Genomic DNA, 12,223 nt, shown 5'->3' on the forward strand with positions numbered 1-12,223 from the left:
CCAGAGGCGCTCTGAAATCTGCTTCTGGCACCTAAAAAACGCCTAAAGCCCGCATCCAACCCTGATTTCACACCAAAGGCGGGATAATAACGCATCCCCTATAGATCAATAGCTTTAGCCTGCCTGTTTTTTCAGCTTTACACCTCGTTTCAGCCCCTGTTTTCTGGTTTATTTTTCCCGTATTTCCTTCATCCCTACCCCATGGCATTGACACCCCAAGACATCGCCCGCGTCGCCAATCTGGCGCGGCTGGAATTGCGCCCCGACGAAACCGAGCACACCCTGGCCCAGCTCAACGGCTTTTTTGCCCTGGTCGAGCAGATGGAAGCCGTCAATACCGACGGGGTGGAACCTTTGGCCCATCCGGCCGCGGTGATCGGTGAAGTGGCCCTGCGCCTGCGCGAAGACGTCGCCAGCGAGCCCAACCAGCGCGAGGCCAGCCAGGTGAGTGCGCCCGCCGTAGAACGCGGCCTGTTCCTCGTGCCCAAGGTGATCGAATGAGCGGCGCCATGAAATCTTCTTCCGCTTCTTCTGACCTCCACGACCTGGGTGTTGCCCAGCTGGCCGCCAGATTGGCCGCCCGCGAAGTCTCCAGTGTTGAGGTCACGCAACATTTCCTGGCCCGGATCCAGCAGGAAAAGCTGGGCGCCTTCCTGTCCACCAATGCCGACGTGTCGCTGGCGCAAGCCAAAGCCGCCGACGCGCGACGGGCCGCCGGTGAACGCACACCCCTGCTGGGCGTACCGCTGGCGCACAAGGACGTTTTCGTCACGCGCGACTTCCCCACGACAGCCGGCTCAAAAATCCTGGAAAACTACCGCAGCCCCTTTGATGCGACCGTGGTGGGCAAGCTCGGCGCAGCCGGCATGGTCACACTGGGCAAGCTCAACTGCGACGAGTTCGCCATGGGCTCGGGCAACGACAACAGCGCCTACAAGCCGGTGAAGAACCCCTGGGACCTGCAACGCATTCCGGGCGGCTCCTCGGGCGGCTCGGCGGCCGCCGTGGCGGCCCGTCTGGTGCCCGCCGCGACAGGCACCGACACCGGCGGCTCGATCCGCCAGCCTGCGTCGCTCACCGGCATCACCGGCATCAAGCCCACCTACGGCCGCTGCTCACGCTACGGCATGGTGGCCTTTGCCTCCAGCCTGGATCAGGCCGGCCCGATGGCGCGCAGTGCGCTCGACTGCGCCCTGCTGCTGTCAGCCATGGCCGGGCCCGACCCCGACCGCGACTCCACGTCGCTGGACTTGCCTGTCACTGACTATGCTACTGATTTGATAGCTGCCGACGCACAATCTGCGGGTGCAAAGCCGTTAAATGGCTTGAGAATCGGGCTGCCCACGCAATTCTTCGGTGCGGGTTGCGCACCTGACGTGCTGGCCGCCGTGCGCGCCGCGCTGGCCGAATACGAAAAGCTGGGCGCCACATTGGTGGACGTGAGCCTGCCGCTGACCGAGCTCTCCATCCCCGTGTACTACGTGATCGCGCCGGCCGAAGCCAGCAGCAACCTGAGCCGCTTTGACGGCGTGCGCTACGGCCATCGCGCCGCCAACTACACCGACCTCAACGACATGTACAAGAAGTCGCGTTCGGAAGGTTTTGGCGACGAGGCCACGCGCCGCATCATGATCGGCACCTACGTGCTGTCGCACGGCTACTACGACGCCTACTACCTCAAGGCGCAGAAAATCCGCCGCCTGATCGCGCAGGATTTCCAGACCGCCTTCACGCAGTGCGACATCATTGCGGGCCCCGTTTCACCCACCGTGGCCTGGAAGATCGGTGAAAAGTCGGACGACCCGGTGGCCAGCTACCTGGCCGATATCTACACGCTCTCATCGAGCCTCGCCGGCCTGCCCGGCATGAGTGTGCCGGCGGGCTTTGGCGCGGGCGGCATGCCCGTCGGCCTGCAGCTGATCGGCAACTATTTCAAGGAAGCGCAGCTGCTGGGCGCCGCGCACCAGTTCCAGCTGGCCACCGACTGGCACCTGCGCCAGCCCCCAAGCCTCCAAGTGATTTGACATGAGCCAGACCCAACCCACCGTCAACCCCTTCGCCGAAATGCAGGCCGGTCGCCCCACCGGGCCGCTGGTGCAAGGCTACGAAGTCATCATCGGCTTTGAAACCCACACGCAGCTCACGACGCAATCGAAAATCTTCAGCCGCGCTTCCACCGCGTTCGGCGCAGAGCCGAACACGCAGGCCTCCGCCGTGGACTTCGCGCTGCCCGGCGCGTTGCCGGTGATGAACAAGGGCGCCGTGCAACGCGCCATCGAGTTCGGCCTGGCCGTGAACGCGCATATCGCCGAGCAGAGCGTGTTCGCGCGCAAGAATTACTTCTACCCCGACCTGCCCAAGGGCTACCAGATCAGCCAGTTCGAGATTCCGGTGGTGCAAGGCGGCAGCGTCGAGTTTTTCCTGGACGGCGAGAAACGCTCGGTGCGCCTGGTGCGCGCCCACCTCGAAGAAGACGCCGGCAAGTCGCTGCACGAAGATTTCATTGGCATGAGCGGCATCGATTTGAACCGCGCTGGCACGCCGCTTCTCGAAATCGTGACCGAGCCCGACATGCGTTCGTCCGCCGAAGCGGTGGCGTACGCCAAAGAGCTGCACAAGATCGTCACCTGGATCGGCATTTGTGACGGCAACATGCAGGAAGGCAGCTTCCGCTGCGATGCCAACGTGTCGGTGCGCAAGCCCGGTACCGAGTTGGGCACCCGCCGTGAGATCAAGAACCTGAACAGCTTCAAGTTCATGCAGCAGGCCATCGACTTCGAAGTGCGATGGCAAATCGAGCAGATCGAAGACGGCCATGCGATCCAGCAGGCCACGGTGCTGTTTGATCCGGACACGGGCGAGACGCGTTCGATGCGGACCAAGGAAGATGCCGCGGACTACCGCTACTTTCCCGACCCGGATTTGCCGCCGCTGGTGATCGGCCGAGACTGGGTGGAAAAGACCCGCGCCGACATGTCAGAGCTGCCGCGTGTGATGGCCGCGCGTTTTGTGGCTGATTACGCCCTGCCCGAATACGACGCCGGCCAGCTCACGCAAAGCAAGGCAACAGCAGCTTATTTCGAAGCGGTGGCGACACTCAGCAAACAGCCCAAGCTGGCCAGCAACTGGGTCATGGGCGAGTTGTCGCGGCGGCTGAACAGTGAAGAGAAATCGATTGAAACTTCCACCGTCAGCGCAGCGCAACTTGCCGCCCTGATTGGCCGGATTGCGGATGGCACGATTTCCAACAATGCCGCCAGGCAGGTGTTTGATGCGTTGTGGACCGGCGAGGGTCAGGACGTAGATGTCATCATTGAGGCCAAGGGCCTCAAACAGATGAGCGACACCGGCGAGCTCGAGAAAATCATCGACGATGTTCTTGCCGCCAACGCCAAAAACGTCGAGGAAGTTCGATCCGGCAATACCAAAGCCTTCAACGCACTGGTCGGCCAGGCCATGAAAGCCACCAAAGGCAAGGCCAATCCGGCCCAGGTGAACGAGTTGCTCAAAAAGAAACTGGGCTGACCGTTCTGACGGCGTTAGCAGCGGCCCAGGGGCGAGCCGCTAATTTTTTGCGGCGCCAGCAACACCACTGGCCGCAATGGCAGGCACGCCGGCAATGGTCCACAGCTGCTTGAGCTTGGCCAGCTCTTCGTCAAACCGCTGGTTGACGCGTTTTTTTTCCTGCTCCTGGTCCTGGATGAACTTCTTCTGTACCAGGGCGCTGCTGTCGTTTTCCTCGATCTTGCGTTTCAGCGCGAGGGGCGCCTTGGCGGGGTCTTTCGCGTAGAACTCGAGCTCGCTGTTGATGCTCTTGCGCTGCGCGGCCAGTTCCACCGTTCTTTTGCTCGCAGCCTTGATGACCTCGTCGATCTGGGCTAGCGCGGTGACGCGTTCCTGGTCGTGCACTTCCCGGCGCGGATAGCGCAGCAACAGGGCGCGGTCACGCCGTTTTTCCTCGGCTTCGCGTGCGCGCACTTCGGCGGCGACCTTCTCTTTTTCCTCAAGGGCGGCGCGCTCCTGCACGGTCAGCGACGGGCCCACCTGGCGCTTGACCGCGCCGGACGGGCTCAGCTCCTGCTGTGTGCGGTCTATGCATTCAATGATCGGGCGGTCTGCCGTGATCTTGCGGCCTTTGCCGTCTACACAGGTGTAGATGTTCTGCGCTGCAACAGGGCCGGCCAGGCACATGAGTGAAATACAGGTGACCGTGAGCGGGGTTCGCAGGAGCAATTCGAATCCTTAATTGACGCCGTATCGTTCGCGATAGGCCAGCACCGACTGGTAGTGCGCTTGCAAAGATAACGTTTCAGGAGCGCTTGTAGCCGACGTGCCGCCCTGCCTGGAGAGATACTGCAGCAAGTCGGTCAGGCGCGCAATCGCACAAACCTGCAACCCCAACTGATTCGTAACATATTGCACAGCACTGTGGTTCACATCCACACCGTTTTCGGTGGCCTTCTCCTGCCGGTCCAGCGCCAGCGCCACGGCGTGGGGAATGGCCCCGGCTGCCCGGATGATGGCAATGGATTCGCGGGCAGCGGTGCCGGCGGACATGACGTCGTCAATGATCAGTACGCGGCCCTTGACCGGGGCGCCGACCAGCGTGCCGCCTTCGCCGTGATCCTTGGCCTCCTTGCGGTTGTAGGCAAACGGAAAATTGCGCCCCAGCCGCGCCAGCTCGACGGCCACCGCGGCAGCCAGCGGAATGCCCTTGTAGGCGGGCCCGAAAATCATGTCGAATTCAAGACCGCTGCGCTCTTCTTCGGCCAGCAGGTGGCGCGCATAGAATTGCGCCAGCCGGCCCAGCTTGGCTCCGTCGTCAAACAGGCCGGCATTGAAAAAATAGGGGCTCATGCGCCCGGCCTTGGTCTTGAATTGCCCGAAGCGCAGTACGCCTGATTCGACGGCAAACTGCACGAATTCCAGTGCCAGCGCATCGTCCGCAGAATGCGCTTTGCCCTTGTTGTCCCGTTTCCCTGCCGTGCTCATTTGAAAGTCCCATGTTTAAATTAACCAGCCTCAACCTCAACGGTATCCGCTCCGCAGCCAGCAAGGGGTTGCTGGACTGGGTTGCACAATCCATGCCGGATTGTATTTGTGTGCAGGAGCTCAAGGCCCAGGCCGCCGACATGAGCGGCCGGTTCGAGGAAATCGCCGGCATGAAAGGCCATTTTCACTTCGCCGAGAAAAAGGGCTACTCCGGCGTCGGCGTGTACACGCGGCACGAACCCAGCGATGTCATCGTGGGCTACGGCTCCACCGAATTCGACGCCGAAGGGCGTTATGTGGAACTGCGCTTTGACAGACCCGGGCGCAAACAAAGCCCCAAGCTGTCCATCATCAGCTGCTATTTCCCGAGCGGCTCTTCGGGCGAGGAACGCCAGGCCGCCAAGTTCCGCTTCCTGGCCGAGTTTTATCCGCGCCTGCTGGCCCTGAAGGAAACGCGCGACTTCGTGCTGTGCGGCGACATCAATATCGCGCACCAGGAAATCGACCTGAAAAACTTCAAGGGCAACAAAAAGAACAGCGGCTTCCTGCCCGAAGAGCGCGCCTGGATGACCGAGCTGCTGCGCGATGCCGAGCTGGCCAACGAAGCCGCACAGGAGCTGACAGAGCGCACAGGCCCCTCGGTCAAGGGCGGCGGTATGGTCGATGTCTACCGAAAGCTGCAACCCACAGCCACGGACGCGGCCTACACCTGGTGGAGCAACCGCGGCCAGGCCTATGCCAAGAATGTGGGATGGCGGCTGGACTACCACCTGGCCACGCCGTCATTTGCCGCGCTGGCCCGCAGCGAACATATCTACAAGGAACAGCGGTTTTCCGACCACGCGCCCATGAGCGTGGACTATGAGTTTGGACTTTGACCCCCGCCCAGGCTCACTGCGTGTAGCCTGTCCCCCCTTCCAGGGGGCGGCGCCTGCGGTCTGGCAAAGCCAGTCCCGCGGCCCCTGCTGGTGAATACCCCGCTGGTTAGTCCCTGAATTTTCAACCCAGCCGGGGCCGCGGATCCGGCTTTGCCGGGCCGCAGGCGCAGTCCCCTGCAAGGGGAAAAGGGCTACACGCAGTGAGCCCGATAGGGGTGTGCCAATTTCTCGGCTTTGCCAGACCGCAGGCGGGCGGCCCCCTCGGGGGGGCAAGGAGTTACACGCAGTGAACGACTGTGGGGGCTCTACTCCACCGTGGGGGCTCTACTGTGCTGCCCAGATGCGCTGGATCTGGCTAGACAGCTCCATCGGGTCAAACGGCTTGGGGATCACCTCCATGGCGCCCAGGCCCTTGTACACCGCGACCTCTGCAGCCTGCACCTTCGCGGTCATGAAAATCACCGGCGTGTCGGCCGTGGCCGGCAATGCCCGAAGACCTTTGAGCGTGCTGGGCCCGTCCATGCCGGGCATCATCACGTCCAGCAGCAGCAGGTCGGCGCCGGCGCCCGGTGCGGCATCCAGCGCCTCCTGGCCCGAAGCGCAGGCGATAACGGTGAAGCCGCCTACGGCTTCCAGCGCCATCTGCGCAACCATACGAATGTCGGGTTCGTCTTCGACATACAGGATACGGGTCAGTGGTTTGGTCATGATCAGATCAGGGGTTGGGATTGGGTGGGGCGGTAGTCGGCGGGAATCTGGAGCACACGCTGGATTGTATTGAGCAGTTCGGTATTGGAAGTATGGGCCTTGACCAGCACCGCATCGGCCTGCTTGCCATCTGCCGGGTTTACGTCGCCGGCCGAGAACACGATCACCGGCGGACGCGGATCCAGGGCGTCGATATCCTCGAACAGGTCCCAGCCCGAATGGCTGCCGAGCGACAGGTCCAGCAGGATCAGGTCGAATGAATGCTGGCGCAGTAGGGCGCGAGCCTCGTCCAGCGTTGTGGCAAATTCGAAGGTCGCAAAATCCTGTGCAATGGCGGCCGTGATTTGCTGGATATCCTGGTCGTCTTCGACATGCAGAACGCGCGGTTTGCCTTCATCCACGCTGACAACGGCCCGTCGCAAGCTGTGAATAAGCAACCGCTCGTCAATGGGTTTCTTGAGCCAGTCCGACACCGTGTGCGGCTTGCGGTTGAACTGCAACTGCCCCTGCTCGGCCATGGCCGAGATCACCACAACAGGCAGGTGGCGGGTTCTTTCATCCTCCCGCAGCTGGCCGATAAAGGCCACGCCGTTCTGCCCCGGCAGTTTCAGGTCTACCGTCACCGCGTCGTAGCTGTTGGCTGCCAGGCAAGCCAGCGCCTGCTCCGCGCTGTGTGTCATATCGGAGTCGAACCCGGCCTTGCTTAGCATCATGCTGATCAGCCTGGCCACGTCGGGATCGCCTTCGCAGATCAGGATGCGAGGCCGGGTTGAAACAGCCGGCTGTATCCGCACGGGTTGCAGCAGTGGCACCGGGTTGGTCCATTCCGGCACCTCAAAAAAGAAGGTGGTTCCCACGCCTTCCGCGCTGCTGAAGCCGATCGTGCCGTCCATCTTTTCCACCAGCGCGCGAGAAATATTCAGGCCGAGGCCGGTTCCGCCTTTTTGCCGGGTGTCGGAAGAGTCTGCCTGCGAGAATTTCTGGAAAATGCGACCGTGGAACTCCTCGGGAATGCCGGGGCCGACATCAACCACCTCGACGCGAACGCGCTGCGCCGACCTTGACAGCCTGACCTCCACCGGGCTGCCCGGCGGCGAAAACTTGACCGCGTTGGACAGAAGATTGGTCAAAACCTGGGTCATGCGATCGGCGTCGATCCGCACCTGCAGGGCGACGTCAGGCGCCCGCAACACGAGGTCCACCCGGTGCTGGCCRGCAAAGCCCTCGTTGGCGACCAGCGCCTGCTGCACCAGTTGCCGAAGGTCCACCACCTGCAGGTCCAGGCGCAATTTGCCGGACTCGATTTTTTCACTGTCCAGGATGTCGTTGATCAGCCGGATCAGGCGCTCGCAGTTGCTTTGGGCAATGCCCACCAGGTTCTTCACCGCCGCAGGCAGCTCACCGGCCACGCCGCCGGAAATCAGCCCCAGAGAGCCGCGTATGGACGTCAGCGGCGTGCGCAGCTCGTGGCTGACGGTGGATACGAATTCGGTCTTCATGCGGTCGATACGCCTGAGCTCGGTGATGTCCGTGCCCATTGAGAAGAACCCGATGACCTTGTCTTTGGCGGCGCCTTCGCCGTAGCGGGGGAAATACTGCATCGCGAAGTGCCTGCGCTCGCCTTGCGGCGTCACCTGGGTGCGTTCGTAGCGGACCGGCTTGCCGCTCAGCACTTCTTCCACTTTCTCCCGGACGGTTTCGTAAATCTGCGGACCCAGCACTTCAGCCAGGGGGTGCCCGTCGATCTGCTCGAAGCTCAGGCCGAAAGCAGCTTCGTAAGCGCGGTTGTGAAAGCGAAAGCGCTGCTCCGTATCGAGGTAAGCAATCAGGGCCGGCACCGTATCGGTGACCTGGCGCAGCTGGGACTCGCTCGCCCGCAAGGCCTTGCTGATGCGCTTGCTCTCGGTAATGTCATGCATCAACGCGGTGAAAAGGCGGCGGCCGCCGACCTGCACATCACTAAAAGACACACTGACCATGAACTCGCTGCCATCTTTGCGCATGGCGCGCACTTCCTGCCCGGATATCCGGAACGTTTCCGGCTGCTCCCGCATCATGGAAGTGAAATCCTTGTATTGCTGGCGAAACCGCGGCGGCACCAATTCCGACACGTCACGGCCGATCAGATCGCTTTTCTCGTACCCAAAGAGTTGCAAAGCCGCCGCGTTGGCCTCCAGAACGATATCGTCGGACGTGGTGGTGATCACCGTTTCGACCATACCCTCGGTAATGCTGCGGCTCATCACTTCTGTGTCTCGCAATTGCTCCTCGCCGCGTTTTCGCACGTGCTCATAGTGCTTGACCACATAGACCATCCAGGCCAGCATGCAGGCAAACAGCAGGTTTCCCGCGATGATGAAGCCCTGAGCCCACTGGGCGCTATGCTCCGCCGCGGCCTGCGCGTCACGCCACTTATGGACCTCGCGATTACGCGCGTTTTCCAGCAACCCGTCGGTGCGCAGCCTCAATTGCCGGCTGGCATCACTGCCGAGAACGGTCGCAGCGGCTTCGGGGCCGGACGCCTTGCGCGCCGCGATGGACTGGTTCGCGATCTGGGCGCGCTGGTTGATCAGTTCGTCAAACTCTACGGCCTCCTGCAGCACGTTGGCGCTGCGCATGCGTGCCCTGATCGCGCGCAACTCGACCCGAGCCCGCTGGAACTCCTCCAGCTCCTGGGGGCTGCCGCTCAGAAGATACTGTCGCAATGTGGACTCGGCCGTGCGGAGGCCGGAGTCCGCACGCTCGAGCATCACCAGCGTGTCTTCCGTGCGCACCCGGGATTGCGCCGTTTCAATCAGGCGGTCGATGCCGATGTACGAGGCCGCACCCACAACCATCATCAGCACAAGGCCTGCAGCCAATGCGATTTTGATCTTGACCAGAAAAGCGTTGGAGGAAAACATGGACATTTTGTGCGATCTGATCGTAGGCGTTCACGCAGTACCGGGAAAGCGCTGCTGCAGTGCCTTAACTGCCCGTCCGACTTCGGCCTGCACCTGCGGCGAAAGCGGCCGGCCGGCACCGACATGAGGTTCTATGGCCAGTTCCAGCGCCTGGGCCGCAAGACCGAGGTCGGCCCATCCGAAGGTTGCCGCAGATCCGGCCAGGCTGTGCGCATGGCGTTCCAGGGTTGGCAGAGCCTGCGCCAGATCGTCGCCGTTGAGAATTTGTTGCCATAAGGCCTCCACCTGCTCAAGACGACGCGGCAACGAGCGGGTGTAATCGGCGCGCTGCTCCTCCAGAAATGCGAGCAGGGCCGGGTTGGGTTGCGTCATGGCATCCGGAAAGCTGGCGCCAGCCATGCGCTATTTGATGCGGTGCCGCGGGAGAAGCTGGTGACCAGCCCCGAAGTCGCCTTGGCATGCAAGCCGCGCGGGCACGCATGTTGCACTTGATGAAGAAGAAAGCACATGCGGCTTATCTTACGGCGCAGGTGCCAAAACGCAGCGTAGGACAAGTACGAGGTTTCGCCTTGGGGTGCACCGCTTGCGGCGGGATGTCAGAAGCGAATCATCTGTACCGATGAATAATTAATTCTTATAGCCTGCTTTATCGCAAAAACCCCTGAATCTACGCGGAAACTAAATACATTAGCATTCAATCATTGGGGCCGCCGCGCGCATCAAGCCGATGGATCGGCAGCCCGCCCCAGCGCAGCGATCACATCAGACTGGGTAATAATTCCCACCAGCCGCTCTCCCTCCCCGATGATGGGAATGTGGTGGTGACCGGTGCTGCCGAACAGCGGCACCAGCTCCACCAGCCGCCGGTGCATGCCCGCTACGCGCACGTTGCGGGTCATGATCTGGCCCACGACTTCGGGTTTGTCGGAGTAAACGCTGCGCGTGGTGCGCACCAGCTGCCTCAACTTGGCGTCAAAGCCTTCGTACAAATCGAGTTCAGCCGCCCGCATGAAGTCGGCCTGCGTGATGATGCCCGCGATGCGGAAGCTGCGGTCCACCACCGGCAAGGCCTTGATGCGGCGCTCCCTCAGCAGGGCCCAGGCCTCTTCCAGCGGAGTGCCGAATTCCACCGTGACGAGATCGCGCGACATGACGTCGGCGCAGCGGACTTCCGCCAGTTTGCGGTCGTACGCGCGCAGCCGGGTTTCGGCCAGCAAGGTCTTGAGGTCGTCGCGGCTGACGTCCAGCACCTGGTTGTAGCGCGCCAGTACGGCGTCCAGATCCGCATCAAGCAACTGGTCTTCTACGGACGGCGCGGGGCCCGGCGGGGCCAATTGGGTGTGGGGATAGGCCCTGCGCGTGGCGTTGTTGTAGGCGACGCCGACCGCCACCAGCAGCACGGAGTTGAGCATCACGGGATAGAAGGCAAACAGCGGGTCGGAAACTCCGCCCAGCACCACCATCAAGGCAGTGGCGCCGCCCGGCGGGTGCAGGCAGCGCAACGCCAGCATGAGCGCGATGGCCGTGGCCACGCCCACTGCGGCCGCAAGCGCCGGCGAGCCCAGCAGATGCATGCCATGCACGCCCGCAATGCCGGCAAGCGCCGACAGGGTATTACCGCCCACCACATTCCAGGGCTGCGCCATAGGACTGGCCGGCACGGCATACACCAGCACGGCGCTGGCGCCCAGCGGCGCCACCAGCCAGGGCAGGCCCGGCATCATCCGGTCAGCCAGGTGGCACAGCAGCCCCGTCACGAAAATACCCAGCAGCGACCCAACGACAATGCGCAGTCGCTCGCGAGAGTTGATGCGGGTGCGTCCCGGCCGGAAGCCCCGCCACCAGGCGCGCGTGAAGAATGCGGCGCGCTGCGTCAAACCGGTCACCAGGGGCCAGATCAGCCGCGCGCGCGTTGATAAAGACCCTGCACCTTGGGCACATTGGCCTGCAGTTGCTGGATGCGCTCAGGACCGGAGGGATGGGTAGAAAGAAAGCTCGGACCGCCGGCACCGCCACCAGCCTGCGCCATTTTTTCCCAGAGGCTGACGGATGCCTGCGGGTTATAGCCGCCGCGCGCGGCCAGCTCCAGACCCACGAGGTCGGCGTCCGTCTCGTCTTCGCGGCTGAAGCGCAGCGTCAGCAGCTGGGTGCCGATGTTGGCAGCCACGTCGCCGAGCTGGCCCAGGCCGAGCAATTGCGCACCCAGCGAGAGCAGCTGCCCGGTTCCCGCGCTCTTGGCGATGCGGGAACGTGCATGCTCGCGCAGCGCATGGGCCATTTCGTGGCCCATGATCATTCCAATTTCATCGTCGGTGAGCTTGAGCTGATCGATGATGCCCGTGTAGAACGCAATCTTGCCTCCGGGCATGCAGAAGGCGTTGATCTGCTTGCTGCCGAGCAGGTTGACCTCCCAGCGCCACTGGTTGGCACGGTCGTTCCACTGTGCGGCCTGCGGCACCAGCCGGGTAGCGATGCCGCGTATGCGCTGCAGCTGGGGATTGCCCGGCGACGCCAGCGCCCCTTTGGACTTTGCCTCCGCCAGCAGCTTGGCATATTCCTGCGTGGCGGCGTTTTCCAGTTCCTCGGCAGGGATCAGCTTGCGCAGCCCCGATGACGGCCCGACATCAACCTGCGCAAGCAGCGGGGTGGTGACGGCCGTCGCTGCGGCGCCGCCGGCAGCCAGCAGGAACGCCCGGCGGCCAGCCCAGGCAGAGTGTTTGGCCTCGCATAAAAAGCACATGG

Annotated in this window: 11 protein-coding genes; 4 read left to right on the forward strand and 7 right to left on the reverse strand. The window is 62.7% G+C overall.

All coding sequences use genetic code 11. The annotated features are described in order from the left end of the window. Positions 1–201: 201 nt before the first annotated feature. From gatC to gatB, 3 genes are read left to right on the forward strand one after another with little or no spacing between them, the layout of a single operon-like run. Entirely contained in the window at positions 202–501 is a 300-nt protein-coding gene (gatC, locus tag AC1DY9_RS20995; RefSeq protein WP_457281707.1) for an Asp-tRNA(Asn)/Glu-tRNA(Gln) amidotransferase subunit GatC, read from the forward strand. Between the two features lie 8 nt (positions 502–509). After that, positions 510–2,024, forward strand: coding sequence for an Asp-tRNA(Asn)/Glu-tRNA(Gln) amidotransferase subunit GatA (gene gatA / locus AC1DY9_RS21000; RefSeq protein WP_477667554.1), 1,515 nt, complete (start codon positions 510–512; stop codon positions 2,022–2,024). Positions 2,025–2,064: 40 nt separating this feature from the next. Further along, positions 2,065–3,525, forward strand: coding sequence for an Asp-tRNA(Asn)/Glu-tRNA(Gln) amidotransferase subunit GatB (gatB, locus tag AC1DY9_RS21005; protein ID WP_457282079.1), 1,461 nt, complete (start codon positions 2,065–2,067; stop codon positions 3,523–3,525). Positions 3,526–3,564: 39 nt separating this feature from the next. Here the strand turns inward: gatB and AC1DY9_RS21010 are convergent, their stop codons facing one another. Further along, complete coding sequence (locus AC1DY9_RS21010; protein ID WP_457281709.1) at positions 3,565–4,233, reverse strand: DUF4124 domain-containing protein; 669 nt, start codon at positions 4,231–4,233, stop codon at positions 3,565–3,567. A gap of 9 nt (positions 4,234–4,242) precedes the next feature. Then, on the reverse strand, positions 4,243–4,992 hold the full coding sequence (pyrE, locus tag AC1DY9_RS21015; RefSeq protein WP_457281710.1) for an orotate phosphoribosyltransferase: 750 nt from the start codon (positions 4,990–4,992) through the stop codon (positions 4,243–4,245). Between the two features lie 11 nt (positions 4,993–5,003). Here pyrE and AC1DY9_RS21020 point away from each other — a divergent pair, with 11 nt between their 5' ends. After that, the gene (locus tag AC1DY9_RS21020; RefSeq protein WP_457281711.1) at positions 5,004–5,870 is read left to right on the forward strand and encodes an exodeoxyribonuclease III; all 867 of its coding nucleotides are present in this window, start codon (positions 5,004–5,006) and stop codon (positions 5,868–5,870) included. A gap of 324 nt (positions 5,871–6,194) precedes the next feature. Here AC1DY9_RS21020 and AC1DY9_RS21025 read toward each other — a convergent pair whose 3' ends face one another. From AC1DY9_RS21025 to AC1DY9_RS21045, 5 genes are all read right to left on the reverse strand, one after another. Next, positions 6,195–6,578 carry a response regulator gene (locus AC1DY9_RS21025; protein WP_457281712.1) on the reverse strand — a complete coding sequence of 128 codons (384 nt, stop codon included), beginning with the start codon at positions 6,576–6,578 and terminating at the stop codon, positions 6,195–6,197. A gap of 2 nt (positions 6,579–6,580) precedes the next feature. Beyond that, positions 6,581–9,481 carry a PAS domain S-box protein gene (locus AC1DY9_RS21030; protein ID WP_457281713.1) on the reverse strand — a complete coding sequence of 967 codons (2,901 nt, stop codon included), beginning with the start codon at positions 9,479–9,481 and terminating at the stop codon, positions 6,581–6,583. Positions 9,482–9,511: 30 nt separating this feature from the next. Continuing rightward, a complete protein-coding gene (locus AC1DY9_RS21035; protein WP_477667555.1) occupies positions 9,512–9,880 on the reverse strand; it encodes an Hpt domain-containing protein in 369 nt (122 codons plus the stop codon). Positions 9,881–10,200: 320 nt separating this feature from the next. Continuing rightward, the gene (locus tag AC1DY9_RS21040; RefSeq protein ID WP_457281715.1) at positions 10,201–11,358 is read right to left on the reverse strand and encodes an HPP family protein; all 1,158 of its coding nucleotides are present in this window, start codon (positions 11,356–11,358) and stop codon (positions 10,201–10,203) included. 20 nt (positions 11,359–11,378) lie between these two features. Further along, on the reverse strand, positions 11,379–12,221 hold the full coding sequence (locus AC1DY9_RS21045; RefSeq protein ID WP_457281716.1) for a M48 family metallopeptidase: 843 nt from the start codon (positions 12,219–12,221) through the stop codon (positions 11,379–11,381). Positions 12,222–12,223: the final 2 nt, after the last annotated feature.

It is taken from the genome of Polaromonas sp. P1_F6 (genome assembly GCF_056405695.1).